The 16,771-nt window shown below is 71.1% G+C and carries 15 protein-coding genes; all 15 read right to left on the bottom strand.

What is annotated here, in order from left to right:
* Window positions 1–74: 74 nt before the first annotated feature.
* Window positions 75–671, bottom strand: a complete 597-nt coding sequence (locus tag ACTWOL_RS20350; RefSeq protein ID WP_474298190.1) for a Uma2 family endonuclease — start codon at window positions 669–671, stop codon at window positions 75–77.
* A 98-nt stretch (window positions 672–769) separates the two neighbouring features.
* Window positions 770–1,429 carry a response regulator gene (locus ACTWOL_RS20345; protein WP_474298189.1) on the bottom strand — a complete coding sequence of 220 codons (660 nt, stop codon included), beginning with the start codon at window positions 1,427–1,429 and terminating at the stop codon, window positions 770–772.
* Window positions 1,426–2,769 carry a sensor histidine kinase gene (locus ACTWOL_RS20340; protein WP_474298188.1) on the bottom strand — a complete coding sequence of 448 codons (1,344 nt, stop codon included), beginning with the start codon at window positions 2,767–2,769 and terminating at the stop codon, window positions 1,426–1,428. The genes ACTWOL_RS20345 and ACTWOL_RS20340 overlap by 4 nt, the downstream gene beginning before the upstream one ends.
* Window positions 2,770–2,896: 127 nt before the next feature.
* Window positions 2,897–3,823, bottom strand: coding sequence for an alpha/beta hydrolase family protein (locus ACTWOL_RS20335; protein ID WP_474298187.1), 927 nt, complete (start codon window positions 3,821–3,823; stop codon window positions 2,897–2,899).
* Between the two features lie 114 nt (window positions 3,824–3,937).
* A complete protein-coding gene (gene kynU, locus ACTWOL_RS20330; RefSeq protein WP_474298186.1) occupies window positions 3,938–5,161 on the bottom strand; it encodes a kynureninase in 1,224 nt (407 codons plus the stop codon).
* Window positions 5,154–5,999: a tryptophan 2,3-dioxygenase gene (kynA, locus tag ACTWOL_RS20325; RefSeq protein ID WP_474298185.1), complete on the bottom strand. Its 846-nt coding sequence runs from the start codon at window positions 5,997–5,999 to the stop codon at window positions 5,154–5,156. Before kynA ends, kynU begins: the two co-directional genes overlap by 8 nt.
* Before the next feature lie 185 nt (window positions 6,000–6,184).
* The gene (locus ACTWOL_RS20320; protein ID WP_474298184.1) at window positions 6,185–6,598 is read right to left on the bottom strand and encodes a DUF3151 domain-containing protein; all 414 of its coding nucleotides are present in this window, start codon (window positions 6,596–6,598) and stop codon (window positions 6,185–6,187) included.
* 67 nt (window positions 6,599–6,665) lie between these two features.
* A complete protein-coding gene (locus tag ACTWOL_RS20315; protein ID WP_474298183.1) occupies window positions 6,666–8,162 on the bottom strand; it encodes an MFS transporter in 1,497 nt (498 codons plus the stop codon).
* Window positions 8,163–8,278: 116 nt separating this feature from the next.
* Window positions 8,279–9,439, bottom strand: coding sequence for a MalY/PatB family protein (locus ACTWOL_RS20310; RefSeq protein ID WP_474298182.1), 1,161 nt, complete (start codon window positions 9,437–9,439; stop codon window positions 8,279–8,281).
* Between the two features lie 94 nt (window positions 9,440–9,533).
* Window positions 9,534–10,565 (bottom strand): class II fructose-bisphosphate aldolase, encoded by a 1,032-nt coding sequence (fbaA, locus tag ACTWOL_RS20305; protein ID WP_474298181.1) that lies wholly within the window; start codon window positions 10,563–10,565, stop codon window positions 9,534–9,536.
* 195 nt (window positions 10,566–10,760) lie between these two features.
* Window positions 10,761–11,300, bottom strand: a complete 540-nt coding sequence (gene pyrE / locus ACTWOL_RS20300) for an orotate phosphoribosyltransferase (RefSeq protein WP_474298180.1) — start codon at window positions 11,298–11,300, stop codon at window positions 10,761–10,763.
* A 42-nt stretch (window positions 11,301–11,342) separates the two neighbouring features.
* Window positions 11,343–12,146 (bottom strand): aldose epimerase family protein, encoded by an 804-nt coding sequence (locus ACTWOL_RS20295; RefSeq protein ID WP_474298179.1) that lies wholly within the window; start codon window positions 12,144–12,146, stop codon window positions 11,343–11,345.
* A gap of 20 nt (window positions 12,147–12,166) precedes the next feature.
* The gene (locus ACTWOL_RS20290) at window positions 12,167–13,126 is read right to left on the bottom strand and encodes an SRPBCC domain-containing protein (protein ID WP_474298178.1); all 960 of its coding nucleotides are present in this window, start codon (window positions 13,124–13,126) and stop codon (window positions 12,167–12,169) included.
* Between the two features lie 224 nt (window positions 13,127–13,350).
* Window positions 13,351–14,883 carry a polyamine aminopropyltransferase gene (locus tag ACTWOL_RS20285; protein WP_474298177.1) on the bottom strand — a complete coding sequence of 511 codons (1,533 nt, stop codon included), beginning with the start codon at window positions 14,881–14,883 and terminating at the stop codon, window positions 13,351–13,353.
* Between the two features lie 84 nt (window positions 14,884–14,967).
* Window positions 14,968–15,486: a DUF2617 family protein gene (locus tag ACTWOL_RS20280; protein WP_474298176.1), complete on the bottom strand. Its 519-nt coding sequence runs from the start codon at window positions 15,484–15,486 to the stop codon at window positions 14,968–14,970.
* Window positions 15,487–16,771: the final 1,285 nt, after the last annotated feature.

The following is a 16,771-nucleotide window of genomic DNA, read 5'->3' as shown; positions in this document are numbered from 1 at the left end:
GACCGTGACCGATGGGGTTCGATGAGGGAACGCAGCCGCAGCCGGCCGCGGCCACCGATGCCGTACCCGCGGATTCAGCGGACGTAGTTCTTCAGGACATCCGTCTCGAGCGGGAAGCCGACCGGGTCGGGAAGATCGACACTGGTGCCGAAGGCGACCTTGTGGATGTCGCGGTACCCCCTGCCGTCCGGGTCCGGATCGCTGTGCACGGTGACCGTGCAGTCGTCGCGGTCGATGAGGAGGAAGACGGGGATGCCCGCGTCGGCGTAGGCGAGGGGCTTCTCCTCGCGGTCGCGCTTGTCGGTGTCGCTGTCGTACGAGGTGATCTCGACGGTCATGAGGACACCGGCCGGGCTGGCCCACTCACCCTGGCCGGCGAAGGCATTCTCGGGGGCAAGCACACCGTCCGGCCGGGCTCGCCCCTTGCGATAGGCAACCAGCTTCAAGCCCCGCTCGCCGTACAGCCACAGATCGCCCCGAGCCTGCATACAGCGCTTCTGAAGCCACCTGATGATTTCGTCGTGATCGCCGTCAGGCACGCCCTTGTCCCCGATCCGCCCGTTGATGAACTCCAACCTGACGGCCTCGTCGGAATCCTTGGCGGCGAAAGCAGCGATCTTCTCGAACTGTTCCACCGTCATCTGGGACGCGCGCTCTGCCATAACCGTCATGGTGCACTCCTTCCAGTGCTCACGCCAGCATGCCGAGCGCGCTCCGCCATCGGGGGGATTTGCACGATGATCACCCGCATGAGTGATCATCGCGTTGTCTACCCCGGCGTGACCAGCCGCGCCTCGTACGCGAACACCGCCGCCTGCGTCCGGTCGCGCAGCCCCAGCTTCACCAGGATCCTGCTGACGTGCGTCTTGATCGTCGACTCGGCGACCACGAGGTGCGAGGCGATCTCCGCGTTCGACAGGCCCTGGGCGATCAGCACCAGCACCTCCGTCTCGCGCTCCGTCAGATCGCCGACCTGGGCCATCGCAGGAGGCCGGGGAGACGCGGAGATCCGGGAGAACTCGGTGATCAGACGGCGGGTGACCGTCGGGGCAAGCAGTGCCTCGCCCGCCGCCACCACACGCACGCCGTCCGCGAGCTGCCGGGCCGAGGCGTCCTTGAGCAGAAAGCCCGACGCCCCGGCGCGCAGCGCCTGGTAGACGTACTCGTCGAGGTCGAAGGTGGTGAGGACCAGCACCTTCGCGTCGGAGTCGGCCGCCACGATCTCGCGGGTCGCCTCGATGCCGTTGAGCTCAGGCATCCGGATGTCCATCAGGACGACGTCCGGGTGCAGGGCGGCGACCTGGGTGACCGCCTCGCGGCCGTTGACCGCCTCGCCGATCACCTCGATGTCCGGCATCGCGTTCAGCAGGACGGAGAAGCCCTCACGGACCATCGCCTGGTCGTCGACGATCAGCACACGGATGGTCATGCGTTCTCGTCCTTCACGACGGGGAGGAACGCGGCGACCTCGTAGCCGCCCTCCTCGGTGGGTCCGGCCGTCATCTCGCCGCTCAGCATCGTCACACGCTCCCGCATACCGGTGATGCCGTGGCCCGAGCCCGGCGAAGGCTTGGTGAGGCCCCGCGCGGGACCGTTCACGATACGCAGTCCGAGGCCGCCCAGGACGTACGAGACCTCGACCTTCGCGGAGGCGCCGGGTGCGTGCCGCAGCGCGTTGCTCAGTGCCTCCTGGACGATCCGGTACGCGGAGAGCTCCACGCCCTGCGGCAGCTCGCGCGCCGCTCCGGTGATCGCCAGGTCCACCTCGAGGCCCGCGTCGCGCACGTTCCCCAGCAGCCCGCCGAGGTCCGCGAGCGTCGGCTGCGGCGCATCCGGGGCCTGGTAGTCCTCGGCCCTCACGACGCCGAGGACCCGGCGCAGTTCGGTGAGCGCCGCCACCGCGTTCTCGCGGATGGTGGCGAAGGCCTGCTCCAGCTCCGGCGGCGGGTTCTCGACCCGGTAGGGCGCCGCCTCCGCCTGGATGGCGACGACCGACATGTGGTGCGCCACCACGTCGTGCAGCTCACGGGCGATGGTGGTGCGCTCCTCCAGCAGGGTGCGCCGGTCGCGTTCGACGGCGGTGACGCTCTGCTGGACGGCGACCTCCTCCCGCGCCTGGCGGCGGACGTGCAGCACGGTCACGACGAGCAGGGACATCGCGGAAACGAACATCATCGGCGCGGTGTCCGAGCCGTAGTAGTCGTTGCGCAGCACGGTGTCGGCGAACGCTCCGTACATACCGGTCAGCACCCACATCCAGGCGGCGGTGCGGGGCCGGGTCCGGGCTGCGACGACGGTGAGCACCACCAGGTGGCCGATGAAGGAAGGCACCGACCAGGGCCACTCCTCCCGCCCCGAGACGAGCAGGGAGACGAACGGGGTGGAGGCGAGGGACAGCCAGAACGCGGCAACGGGCCTGACCAGCGTCACCATGACCGCGGCAGCGGGTACGAGAACCGCGAGGGCGAGCACGTCGCTGCGGCCGGAGTTCACACCCGTGGCCACGGTCCAGCCGGCGCTCACCACGAGGAACGCGGCGAAGCCCACGAGCGCGTGCCGGGTCCAGACCGCCCACTCGCGCAGCCGGCCCGGAAGCCGGCGGATGAAGGGGCCGTCCTTGCCGAGCGGCGGGAGCGGCCGGTAGGTGAAGACATCGTGGCCGAGGTCCTCGCGCAGCCCCCTGAGCATGCCCATGGCCAGGCGAAACTCGGGGCTGCGGCCGTCGGCCTCGGAGCGCGGTATGCGCTGGGTGGTCTGCGAATCGGTCACGACAGCCAAGGTACGGGGAGGGTCGGGCACGGTCGTCACCTGTGATGCGGATCCTTCCGCGTCCGTCCCAGGTACTACATGGACACCACGGGCGTGGCCTGGGGCTACGCACGGTACGCCGGCATGCTCACCAGGCGAGCTGGGCGATCTCCTCCGCCACCACGGCGCAGGCGTCCGCCGCCGGATCGATCAGCGGGAAGTGACCGACGTCCTCGAGGAGCGTGAAGCCGACCGTCTCGCCCGCTTTCGCCGCCGCGTCGACGAACGACTCGACGACGTCCGGCGGCACCACGATGTCGCTGCGGCCGTGGACGATGGCGGTCGCGATGCCGGTGGGCAGCAGCAGCGCGGGGTCCGCGCAGGGCAGGCGCTGCTCGAACTGCTCGCCGGTGCCGAGGAGTTGGTTCACCGCCCCGCTGCCCATCCCCACCTCGGCCGCCATCGCCAAGTCGGCGACCGGGGCGAGCGCGACGACTCCGCGCAGCCTCGGCGGCCGCGCGAGCCGCCAGCCCGCCGGTGCACCGGCGGGCAGCACATGCCGGGCGGCGGCCCACAGCGCGAGATGGCCACCCGCCGAATGGCCGGTGAGCACCATGCGCCGCGCATCGGCCTGCGGGAGCGCCTCGGCGGCGAGCGCGGGCATGGCGTCCAGCGCCGCCGCGACGTCGTCGAACGTCTCCGGCCAGCGCCCGGCCACCGGCACCGCTTCGGCGTCCCCGGCCTGCTCGGAGGCCCGCTGCTCGGCCAGTGCGCCGCCCCTGCGGTATTCGACGTTGGCGACGGCGAAACCGCGGCGGGCGAGGAAGTCGGCGAACGGGGTCACATGCTGCCGGTCGTAGCGTGCCCGCCACGACCCGCCGTGCAGGACCACCACCAGCGGCACCTGGTTCTGGTCGCCCCGCGGGGCGTAGAAGTCGACCTTCTGGTCCGGGTGTCCGCCGTAGGAGGCGGTGGCATCGGGAGCGACGGGCGGATGTGAGAAGGCCGAGACCTCCTCGCGAGCGTCACGAGCGGCGTCACGGGCTGCGGCGTCGTCCGCGGCGGGATCCGGCATACTGCTCCAGCCTTCCGGTAAGGGGGCCGAACTGACCTGGGGTCTTTCGTTTGGACCTTGCCGGGCTCGCGTGCCCTGGTGCGCGGACGGTACCAGGGCACGCGGCCCCCGCGATCAGCGGAGCGGCGCCGCGGGAATCCCGGCGAGGACCTCCGCGAGGGTCCTGGCCGCGCGCTCCGTGTCCGCGAAGCCGACGTACAGCGGAGTGAAGCCGAAACGCAGCACGTCGGGGCGGCGCAGATCGCCCACCACACCGCGTCCGATCAGGGCCTCCATCACCGCCGGGGCCTCGGCGCACGACAGTGCCACCTGGCTGCCGCGTTCGGCGTGGGCGCGCGGGGTCAGCGAGGTGACCCTCCCCGCGGGCACATACGCCTCGACGCACTCCAGGAAGAAGTCGGTCAGGGCCAGCGACTTGGCGCGCACCGCCTCCACCCGGACGCCGTCCCAGACGTCGAGGGCCGCCTCGAGCGCCAGCATCGACAAGATGTCGGGGGTGCCGACCCGGCCGCGCAGCGCACCGTCCGCCGCGGTGAAGCCCGTGTCCATGGCGAACGGATCGGCGTGCGAGTTCCAGCCGGGCAGCGGGGAGTGGAAGCGGCTCTGGTGGCGCTCGGCGACGTACAGGTACGCGGGCGAGCCGGGGCCGCCGTTGAGGTACTTGTAGGTGCAGCCGACCGCGAGGTCGACGCCGTGCGCGTCGAGCCCCACGGGCAGCGCCCCCGCACTGTGGCACAGGTCCCAGACGGCGAGGGCACCCGCCTCGTGGACGGCCGCCGTGAGGGCCGGCAGGTCGTGCAGCCGGCCGGTGCGGAAGTCGACGTGGTTGACGAGGACCGCGGCCGTACGGGGCCCGAGCACGCCGGGTACGTCGGCCGCGGCGACCGGCACCAGACGGTGGCTGGTCATCCGGGCGGCGGACTCGGCGATATAGCCGTCCGTGGGGAAGGTCGTGGCGTCGACGACGATCTCGTCCCGGCCATCGGGCGCCATACCCACCGCCGCGACCAGGGCCTTGAAGACGTTCACACTGGTGGAGTCGCCGACGACGATCTGTCCGGGCGCCGCTCCGACGAGGGGGGCGATCCGGTCGCCGATCCGCTCGGGCGCGGTCCACCAGCCGCTCTCGCTCCAGGAGCGGATGCGCAGCTCGCCCCATTCGCGGGTGATGACGTCGGCCATCCGGCCGGGAACGTGGCGGGGCAGGGCGCCCAGCGAGTTCCCGTCGAGGTAGACGGTCCCCTCCTCGAGCGCGAACAGTTCCCGCCGCTTGACCAGTTCGTCCGCGGCGTCGAGCGCCGCGGCCTTCTCCACCAGGTCCGCGTGCGGGTCAGACATGGCTTCTCGCCGTCCACAGCTCGGGGAAGACGTTCTTCGTGGCGCGCTTCTCCAGCCAGGCGACACCGGCGGAACCACCGGTGCCTGCCTTGGCACCCATGGCTCTGCGGGTCGCGACGAGGTGGTCGTTGCGCCAGCGCCACACCAGCTCGCCGACGTCGGTCAGCGCCTCACCGAGGCGTACGAGTTCGCCGTTCTGGTCGGTGTCCTCGTAGACGGACGCCCATACCCGCTCGACCTCGGGCGACGGCTCGTAGCGCTGTGAGAGGTCCCGGTCGATAGCCGTCTGCGGGACGGGCAGCCCGCGGCGCGCGAGCAGCCGCAGCACCTCGTCGTACAGGCTCGGCTCGTGCAGCGCCTTCTCCAGCTCGGCGTGGACGCGGGGGGCGCCGCGGTGCGGGACCAGCATGGACGCCGACTTCTCGCCGAGCAGGAACTCCATGCGCCGGTACATCGCCGACTGGAAGCCGGAGCCCTCGCCGAGGGCGCTGCGGTAGGCGTTGAACTGCACGGGGGTGAGCTGGGCGAGCGGACGCCAGGAGGCGTTCAGCGCGTCCAGCTCGCGCACGGACCGCTTGAGGGCGTCCATCGCGACGGGCAGGTCGTCGCGGCGCAGGGCGCGGGACGCGGTCTCCCACTCGTGCACGATGACGGTGAACCACAGCTCCATGACCTGGGTGGTGACCAGGAAGACCATCTCGCCGGGATCGTCGGAGAGAGGGTGCTGGAGGTGGGTGAGTACGTCGGCCTGGACGTAGTCCTCGTAGGGGGTGGTGCCCGCGAAGTCGAGGTTCGGGGTGACCGAACCGGCTCCGGAGGCATCGGGATACTGCGACATCGCTGTCTCCTGACACATGTGTCCGGGTAGCGGTCCGCCCCTTCCGTTCGTGGTATCGGAGCTCCGGTCCCCTGCGGGCCTCATTAAACACGCGCCCCACGGGCAACGCGAGGGGCGAGCACCCGGAAAGATGCCCGCCCCACGTGGTTACCGCTGGTCACCCGTGGTGTCCGGGTCGGCGGCGCTCAGCCCAGCGTCCGCGCCGCGGTCTCGGAGGAATCGCGCAGGAAGGTGCTGCAACGCGCGAACTCGTCCTGCTCGCCGATGGCTCCCGCGGCCCGGGCGAGGGCGTGCAGGGCGCGCAGGAAACCACGGTTCGGCTCGTGCTCCCAGGGCACCGGGCCGTGGCCCTTCCAGCCGCTGCGGCGCAGTGCGTCCAGCCCGCGGTGGTAGCCGGTGCGGGCGTAGGCGTACGACTCGACGACACGGCCGGCCTCGAACGCCTCGTCGGCGAGCTGGGCCCAGGCGAGCGAGGAGGTCGGGTACTTGGCGGCGACCTCGGTGGGGGCCGTGCCGTTCGCGAGCAGCTCCCTGGGCTCCGGGTCGTCGGGCAGATGGGTGGGGGGCGGTCCCCCCAGCAGGTTTTCGTGGATGGCCATGGGTTCAGTGTCACAGAAGCCGGGTGGGGGAGACTCACCCGCCGGCGGCCCCAGCCGGGGCGCGCCGTCATCCGGACGCCGTGCCCGGCCCACCGGGCGCGCCACGCTCACCAGGTTCGCCCGGCTCCCGCCCGGACGTCGCCGGGTCCTCGAGGGCCGGTGCCCCGACGCCGCACTGCACCCTGCACTCGGGCCGGCAGCCCGTCTTCGCGGGCCGCCGCACCGTCGCGAAGGCGATCAGCGCGCCCAGCACGAGCGCGCCCGCGCACAGCGGAATCGCCCGCCGGTAGGTCGCCGCGAACTCGGTCGGAATGCGATAGGCCTCCGGCCCCATCCCGGCGAGCAGGGGCAGCGCGGCCACCGCGAGAAGCCCCGCGGCGCGGGCGGCGGCGTTGTTGATCCCGCTGGCGATCCCGGCGCGCGTGCTGTCCACGGAGGCCAGGACGGTCGCGGTCAGCGGGGCGACGAGGGTGACCATGCCGAGTCCGAGTACGAGCGTCGCGGGCAGCACGTCCGTGACGTACACGGCGTCCGGCCCCACCCGCAGCATCAGCAGCATCCCGGCGGCGGCCAGGAGCGGTCCGACCGTGAGGGGGATGCGGGGACCGATCCGCTCCCCCAGCTCCCCCGACCGGGCCGAGAAGAACAGCATCAGCAGGGTGACGGGCAGGAGGGCGGTGCCGGCGGCTAGCGCCGAGTACCCGGACACGACCTGGAGCTGAAGGGACGTGAGGAAGAAGAACCCGCTGAAAGCGGCGTACACACAGAGCGTCACCACATTGACGGCGGTGAACAGGCGCGAGGAGAAGATCGACAGCGGCAGCATGGGCGCGGGCCGGCTCCGCTCGACGGCCACGAAGGCGATGCCGGCTGCCACCCCGGCCACCCCCGCCCACCAGGCCATGTCGATGAGGGCGTACGTGACGAACGCGAGGCTCAGCGCGCCGAGCACCGCGCCGAGCACATCGAAGCGGCCCCGGGCTTGCGGGTCCCTCGATTCCGGAACGTGCCGCAACGCGACCGGGACGCACAGCGCGGCCAGCGGCACATTGAGCAGGAACACCCATCGCCAGCCGGGACCGTCGACCAGCCAGCCGCCGACGAACGGCCCGACGGCCGCGCCCACGCCACCGAAGCCGGACCACAGGCCGACGGCCCGGGCCCGGTCGTCGGGGTGGAAGCTGGCCTGGATCAGCGCCAGCGACCCCGGGGTGAGCAGCGCCCCACCGACGCCCTGGAGCGCCCGGGCGGCGATCAGCACGGTCGCGTTGGGCGCGAAGCCGCAGATCAGGGAGGCCAGCGCGAACCAGGCGACGCCGATCACGAACACCTTCCGCCGCCCGTAGCGGTCCCCGAGCGCACCGCCCAGCAGGATCAGTCCGGCGAGCGTCAGCATGTAGGCGTTGACGGTCCACTGCAGCGCGGCCAGGTCGGCGTCGAGATCGTCGCCGATGCGTGGGAGGGCGACGTTCACCACGGTCGAGTCGAGCATGGCCATGCTGGAACCGAGGACCGTGGTCAGCACCACCCAGCGCCCGGTGGCCGACGCGAGCCTGATGTCCATAGGGGGATCATCGCCCTCCCGGGGCGCCCTGGCGACCCTCGCGACCCAGCATCGCCAGGGGCCCGCCCCGCCCCCTCGTCTCCGGAAGCGCTGGGGGCAGGGGCCGCCGTGATCTGTCAGACCAGCCGGGACAGCGCCCTGACCAGTGCCTCCGTCCCCGCTTCCGCCTTGCTTCGCGGGCAGCCCACGTTCATCCGGACGAAGCCCTCCACCCCGTACACCGTGCCCGGCATGATCGCCACGCGCTCGCGCTCGATGAGCTCACGCTGCAGTGCCTCACCGTCCACGCCCAGCGCCCGGAGGTCGATCCAGGCCAGATACCCAGCCTGCGGCGGCGTCCAGCTCAGCGCGGGGAACGCACCCTCGAGCCGGTCCGCGAGCATCGCGAGATTCCCGGCGACGTAGCCACGGGCCGCGTCCAGCCATTCCGCGCCCTCCCGGTACGCGGCGACATGCGCCGTGAGCGAGAGCACCGACGGGCAGCCCAGCCCCTCACCCGTCTCCATCCTCCGGTTGAACACCTCACGCTCCCCGGGATCACCGATGATCCCGTAGGAACCGTTGAGGGCCGGGAAGTTGAACGCCTTCGACGCGGAGGTGATCAGCGCCCAGCGCCCGCCGTCCCGGGCGAACCGTGTCCACGGCAGATGCCGGTGACCGTCGTGGACGAAGTCGGCGTGGATCTCGTCGCTGATCACGGCGACGTCATGGGCCTGTGCCAGCCGGGCCGTCTCCTCGAGCTCGGCCTCCGTCCACACCCGCCCCGTCGGATTGTGCGGCGAGCACAGGATCAGGATCTTCGTGTCCGGCCGCGCGAGCTCACGCTCCAGCGCGGCGGCATCCCCCAGCGGCACCCCGCGCAGCTCCCGGCCCAGCCCGGTCACCGCCTTGCGGAAGCCGTCGTACGTCGGAGTGTGCACGGCCACCCCGTCACCGGGCTCCGTCCACATCCTCAGCAACTGGGACAGCTGGTTCAGCACGGACGGCCCGTACACGATGCGCTCCGGATCGATCGCGGTGCCGAAGCGGCTCGCGTACCAGCCGCATATCGCCTCGCGGAACTCGCTCAGACGCCAGTCGGTGTATCCGAAGACCCCGTGCGCGAGCCGCTCCCGCAATGCGTCCAGCACCGGCGGCGGTGACGGGAAGTCCATGTCGGAGATGGTGAACGGCAGCAGCCCGTCCACTCCGAAGCGGTCGGCGACACCGTCCCACTGCACACAGGCGGTGCCACGGCGGTCGACGGGCTTGTCGAAGTCGTACGTCGTCATCGGCATGACCTTTTCCCTCCGGACAAGACGAAGGCCCGGCACCGTACGAGCGGTGCCGGGCCTCGCGTCTCGAGTGATCTGCGTGAGGTACCCGAGCTGCTTACTTGAGCTTCGTGCCCGTGGAACGCAGCGCGCCACAGGCCTCCACGACACGCGCGGCCATGCCGGCCTCGGCCAGCTTGCCCCAGGTGCGCGGGTCGTAGGTCTTCTTCGAGCCGACCTCGCCGTCGACCTTCAGCACACCGTCGTAGTTCTTGAACATGTGGTCCGCGACGGGGCGGGTGAAGGCGTACTGGGTGTCGGTGTCGAGGTTCATCTTCACGACGCCGTTCTCCAGCGCGGTGGCGATCTCCTCGGCCGTGGAGCCGGATCCACCGTGGAAGACGAAGTCGAACGGGCCCGGCTCGGCGGCCTTGCCGAACTTGCTCGCGACGCCGGCCTGCAGGTCCTTGAGCAGCTCGGGACGGAGGACGACATTGCCCGGCTTGTAGACACCGTGGACATTGCCGAAGGACGCGGCCAGCAGGTAGCGGCCCTTCTCGCCCAGGCCGAGCGCCTCGACGGTGCGGATGGCGTCGTCGACGGTGGTGTAGAGCTCGTCGTTGATCTCGTGGGTGACACCGTCCTCCTCACCGCCGGTCGGGGTGATCTCCACCTCGAGGATGATCTTGGCGGCGGCGGCGCGGGGCAGCAGCTCCTGGGCGATGGCCAGGTTGTCGGCGAGGGTCTCGGCGGAGCCGTCCCACATGTGCGACTGGAACAGCGGGTTCTTGCCCGCGGCGACGCGCTCCTCGGAGATGGCGAGCAGCGGACGGACATAGCCGTCCAGCTTGTCCTTGGGGCAGTGGTCGGTGTGCAGAGCGATGTTGACGTCGTACTTCGCGGCGACGATGTGCGCGAACTCGGCCAGAGCGACGGCGCCGGTCACCATGTCCTTCGTGTACTGACCGCCCAGGAACTCCGCACCGCCGGTGGAAATCTGAACGATGCCGTCGCTCTCGGCCTCCGCGAAGCCGCGCAGGGCAGCGTGGAGGGTCTGGGACGAGGTGACGTTGATGGCCGGGTAGGCGAACTTGCCTGCCTTCGCCCGGTCGAGCATCTCGTTGTAGACCTCGGGGGTTGCGATGGGCATCTGTCCGCTCCTTGTGATGTGCGGTGTGCGTTGCTTGGCCCTGACCTGGGGTGCGACGTCATCGTCGCACCTATCCTTACAGACGCCCATGGGGCGCCCGCCCAATGGGACAGGACGTTTCACGTGAAACGTCCCGTCCCATCGACAAAGCCGCAGCTCAGAAATAGCGGACCGGGTCGAATTGCGGGTTCCGCTTCAGTCCAGCCCGAGGTCGGAGAGCCGGTAACCGGTCAGATAGGACAGACCGGCCTCGGCGATGGCCCCGGCGGCACCCCGGTCCACGATGGTGGCCACGGCGACGACCTCACCGCCCGCCTCACGGACCGCCTCGACCGCGGTGAGCGGCGAACCGCCGGTCGTGGAGGTGTCCTCGACGACCAGGCAGCGACGGCCCTTGACGTCGGCGCCCTCGATACGGCGCTGCATCCCGTGCGCCTTCTGGGCCTTCCGTACGACGAAGGCGTCCAGACGCTCACCGCGTGCGGCGGAGGCGTGCAGCATCGAGGTCGCGACCGGGTCCGCGCCGAGCGTCAGTCCGCCGACGCAGTCGTAGTCGAGCTCCTTGGTCAGATCGAGCATCACCTGACCGACCAGGGGCGCCGCCTCGCCGTCCAGCGTGATCCGGCGCAGATCGATGTAGTAGTCGGCCTCACGACCCGAGGAGAGGGTCACCTTGCCGTGCACCACGGCCTTGTCCTTGATCTGCTGGAGCAGCTCAGCGCGTACGTCAGTCATGGTCACGAGCTTAGGTCCTGTCGGGGACCCGGAAGCCGCTGCCTACCCGAGCCTCCGCCAGCTCCAGGTCGCGGTCATTTCGAGGGGGTCGATGGGGGTGACCAGACGGGGGTGGGTGTTGAGCCCGTTCGGCGGCCCGGACTGGGGCTCGACACAGACGGCCTCGGGCTGCTCGTCGTAGATCACGACCCACTCGGCCCGGCTCTTCACCGTCAGCTCCAGCTGTTCCGGCCAGGTGACGGTGACATCGACGCCGTCGGGCATACCGAAGCAGTCGTCCCAGGGGCCGGGCGTGGGGCCGATACGCCGGCCGGTGGGAAGGTGATCGTCTCCCCGCTCCTCCTGCCAGTCGGGCGTGAACGCCAGCTGGGCTTCCTTGCCACCGGGGAAGGGATTGCGCAGGAACCAGGGGTGCCAGCCGGCCTGGGCCGGGAACGACACGTCGTAGGTCTCGACGCCGAGCTGGAGCGTGAGTGAGTCCTCGGTCAGCTCGAAGGTCTGGGTGACGCGTCCGGTGTACGGCCAGGGTTCGGCGAGGTCGTAGGTGAACGCGGCACCGGTGGGGCCCGAGCCGGGGGCGAGACGCCAAGCCGTGTCACGGCCGGTGCCGTGGATGGCGTGCGGTGGGTCGTTGAGGGGCAGTTGATGGGTCACGCCGCCGTTGAGGAACCGGCCGTCCCCGGTCCTGCCGCACCAGGGGACCATGGGGAAGCAGCCGTAGTGCTCACCCTGCCGTAGGAGTTCGGTCCCCGCGATCCGCAGACTGTTGATCCGGCAGCCGTTGGTGGGAGCCACGGTCAGCTCGACATCGCCGGCGGTGAGCCGGACGCGCTCTTCGCTACTCACGCCCCGACCCTACTGGCGGACTACCTCCTGCGCCGCAGGGCACGTCCGACAACTACCGCGGAAGCAATGGCGATCGCGGCTGCGGGCGCGATCCAGCGCAGGGGTCCTCCCGCGGCCGCGGTCTGGGGCGGGGGCACGGGTGCGTACCGGCCGCGCGGCGGAGCGTGGTCGACCTCCTCCGCACTGCGCCCGATCATGGTCCGGCGCGCATGGGCCGCCTCGGCGGGGGGTTCGTCGCCGGTGTCGACGTCGTCTTCCGTCATGGGGTCCAGGGCAGAGGGAGGCACGTCGACGTCGAAGACGGATGTGCCGTCCACACCGTCGGCACCCTCCGCGCCGGCGTCGGCGTCCGCACCGGCCACGCCCTGGGCGTCGGCGTCGGCGTCCGCGCCTTCGTCGGCGGCCGTGCTTTCGTCGGCGGCCTCGGCGTCGGCGTCTGTCGCGGCGGGCTGCTCGGTGCCCTCCCCGTCGTCTGTACTCACGGCGTCGTCCGTGTCCGCGGCCGGCTCTTCCCCGTGGGCATCGAGTGCGGCGGCCGTCCCGTCCGACGGCTCCGCGACCACGGCGGCCAGCGACGACGCAAAGCGGTCCAGGAGACGGGCGGCCGCGTGGGAGGTCGCTTCCGCGGGCAGGTCGGCCAGTCGGCCCTCCGCATGGGACGTACCGGTGAAGGCGAGGGTCGTGCCGCCTTCCGCGGGGGTGAGCCGCAGGGCCAGCGTGAGCTTCACGGCGCCCGGGCCACGGGCTTCCGTGCCCTCCCCCTCGATCGCGAAGTCGTCGTCCTGCGCGGTGATCCGCAGACTGCCGCGGTAGGTGATCGTATGGCTCCCCACCCGGACCTTCAGACGGCCGGTGAGGGGGCCCGCCGAAGCATCCGCGTCACGTTGCAGACCGGGGACGCAGCGCGCGACGCGCGCGGGGTCGGCCAGCATCTGCCGGAGGGTCTCTGCCGGCACCGGAACGAACGCCTCATGCTCCATGAAAGCCGAGCCTACTCAGCCCTGGCCCGCAGGTCGCCGTTTCTGCACGGAACCGGCACCCTCCGGGGACGCATCCGGCCCAGAACCGGCACGCGCCAGGGCCACCGCCGGCGCGATGGCGGCATGCTCAGGACACGCACCCAGCGGCACGGCCGCGCACTTCAGCACCCCGCCCAGCGGCACGTCCGCGCACTTCAGCGCCCCGCACGGCGGTACCGGCACGCTCACCCCGCATAGCGCGGGTGCAGCAGCGTCGACGGGTGCAGACCCGCCAGCCGGTCGCCGGCCAGGGCCACCGCCCCCGGGCCGAGCGCGGGCCGCGGCGCGCTGTTCCGCGCCGCCAGCACGAATCCGTGGTCCGCCAGCCCCGGCACCCGGTAGGGCATCGTCACCAGCCCCGCCGAGCGCATCGTCGTCTCCACCGTCCAGTACGTCCGGGGCCGGGGGGCGACCGGCCCGGCGTCGACCACGAGCCGCCCGCCCTTCGTGAGCACACCCGCCGCAAGGCCGTAGAACTCCTGCGAATACAGCTTCGGCCCGGGCGTCGTCACCGGGTCGGGGAGGTCCGAGACCACCACGTCGTACTCACCCCGCGCCGTCCGGAGCCAGTCGAAGGCGTCCGCGCACACCACCCGCAGCCGCGGATCCCGGTACACATGTCCGTTCAGCGCCGTCAGCGCCGGGTCCGTACGGGCCAGCCGGACCATTCCGGGGTCCCGCTCGACGAGCGTCACCGAGCGCACGCCCGGGCGGCGCAGCACCTCGCGGGCCGCGAGCCCGTCACCGCCCCCGAGGACCAGCACCCGCGCCTGCGGTCCGCGCATCGCCCCCTGCACCAGCGCCCTCCGGTACAGCCCCGCGTCCCGGCCGCTCACCCGCAGACGCCCGTCCAGGAAGAGCTCCAGCGGCCCTTGCCTCGCCCCCGTCAGCACGACCTCCTGGACGTCCGTGCGCACGGCCACCCGCACCGGCTCCCCGTAGAACGCGCGGCGGGCGGCCGCCTCGAAGTCCCCTGCCAGAGCCGTCGCCACGGCGAGCACCACCAGCACCGTCACATTGGCCACGAGCAGCCACCACCGTGCCCGCGCCGTGAGATCCCGCCGGAACAGCCACAGCACCAGCGCCCCGCCCGCCACGACGTTCACCGCGCCGGTCAGCAGCGCACCCGTGAGCTGCCCGAGCCAGGGCAGCAGCAGAAACGGAAAGGCGAGCCCGCCCACCAGCGCGCCCACGTAGTCGGCGGCGAACAGATCCGCGACGGTGCCCGCGGCATCCTGCTCGCGGCCGGACCGCCGGGACGCCCGCTGGATCAGTGACATCAGCAGCGGGATCTCCGCTCCGATCAGCACCCCGATCGCCAGCGAGAACGCGACCACCGCCGGCCGCGCCTCGCCGAGCCAGGCGAACGCCGCGTACAGCACCAGCGCCGAGCTGCCCCCGATGAGCGCGAGCGCCGCCTCCACCAGACCGAAGCCGACGGCCGCGTGACAGCGCATCCGCTTGGCGAGCAGTGAGCCGAGGCCCATCGCGAAGACCATGACGGAGAGGACCACCGACGCCTGGGTGACCGGATCACCGCTCACATACGAGGCGAGCGCGACGAGTTCGAGCTCGTATACCAGCCCGCAGGCGGCGCAGACGAAGACCACGAGGAGGACGGGGAACCGGCCCGTGCCCGAACGGGCGGGAAGCCGTGCCCCGTCCTGGAGCGGTCGCGCCCCGCACTCGGAGGGGGCGGGCGCTGGCGGGTCGATCATGCCGTAACGCTACGTCACATGACTGTCGCATCACGTCACCCACACGGGTGCAATTGCCGCAAAATGCCACGCTGGTGTGTGAAGTCAGAGCGTCGCGGGCACACGTGCGCCCACCCGTGTGCGGGTCACCACCAGTTGGCCCTCCTGCGGGTACGCGTGCCAGGTCCGCCAGCGCACCTGGCCCTCGAAGCACTGCGCCACCATCGCCGTGAACGCGTGCGGCGAGCCGGGGAACGTACCCGCGAGCCCGTTCGGATGGTCCGCGACCAGCGCGAGCAACTCCTGTGCGCGCCCTGCGAACGAGCCCTTCGACAAGGTCTCGACATGGGCCGCGAACTCGTACTCCCACGCGCCGATCCGCTCGGCCACGCCCAGCGGCAGCGGGGTGCTGCTGCCCGGGATACAGGCCACGGTCTCCGAGCAGACGCCCTGCTCTTCCTCGAGAAGCACCTGATGAGACGCGCCCAGTAACCTCAACTGCAGTTTCGTGCCCGCCAGTTCGAGATCGAGCTCGGCGAGTGCGGGCAGCGGCTCCCGACCCAGCGCCCAGGCCAGATCGGCCGCGCGGGTATCGGTGTAGGACGTTTTCAGGGTCGTGAGCATGGGTCGGCTCCGCAAACACGTGTAACGGGTTGACGGCGGTCCGGGGCGCCCCGGGGGGAAGCACAGGGGAAGGGGACCGCAGGCTCGGCTCCACATGAGGGTCCGAGGGCTGGATGTTCTCAACAGCGAGGGAACCATGAAGTGCGCGCCGGTCACAGGCCTTTTACCCAACCCGGGGCGGTTTCCATCCCCCCGAGTGCCTCACGGTTCAACTGTTCAACAGAAATCCATCCCGGGCGGATGCGAGACGCCGGATATGTGCCCGGTGCGTCAACGTGACGACGCCCGGGCCGAGTTCGTCCCGTACCCGGGCGTCGTCACCGGATGACGCGCTGCCCGACCTCCTCGGGTGAGGCCCTGTAACGGACAGGGCCCAACCCCGGGGGTCATGCCCCGTGTCAGCTCCCTCCCCCGCCGCAGCCGCCTCCGCCTCCGCCGCACGACGACGACGAGCCGCATGACGAACTCCCGCCACAGGACGAACCCCCGCCACCGCCCCCGGCCCACCAGGAGCCCGAGCTACCGCCCGACCCGCGCTTCCTCCCGCGGTGGGACCCCGAGGACGAAGCCCCGCGCGCTACGACAACCAGCAGAATGACCACGCCGATGATGACGAACACTGCCATCGTCCTCACCCTCCCCGTTCACGATCTGCACTCTCTTGGTGCACTGGCCTTTCGTTCAGCCGCACTGCGCTGTGCGTGAGAGGGGGATGCCCCCGGTATGCGCGGCCCAAAGCAGACTTGAGCAAGTTCTGAGGGTCCGCGCAGCGAAATGGCCCCTGAGCTGCACAGAAGGGCAGTTCAGGGACCGTCCGCACCTCACTGGGCCGTCGGTGGGCTCGCGGCTGCCGGGCATCAGGTGGGCGTACACCCGCCCTTGAAGGCCCCGGCGGCTGCGCCGCAACCTTCACGACCTTGGAAACGAAACGTGAGGCCGGGATTGCTTTCCCGGCCTCACGCCCTTCAGCCCTGGCTGCTCACTTACCCCTTACTGATTGCTGATGGCGAAGACTGCATGCTTGTCGGTACCGACGAGTCCGCGAGAAGCTTTCAGGGTGTAGCCGTTGGCGTAGTCCACCCACACGTACTTCCCGTTCGCATCGCTCCAGAGGACCGCCGTCTCGCCGTCGCTCCGTTGCTTGAGCTTGAACTTCTCCCAAGGCCCAACTACGTCCGCCCGGGCGTAAGGGTGTGACGAGACAAGAAGGTCAGGGAGGCTGCTGTGGACTGGGCCTGCTCCATCAGCGTGCCCTGCAAGGTGGCCGGGAGACTGCCGCCGGGAG

It is taken from the genome of Micromonospora sp. IBHARD003, assembly GCF_056106285.1.
Note: the sequence above shows the minus strand (reverse complement) of the source record. Positions and strands in the feature narration are given on the sequence as shown.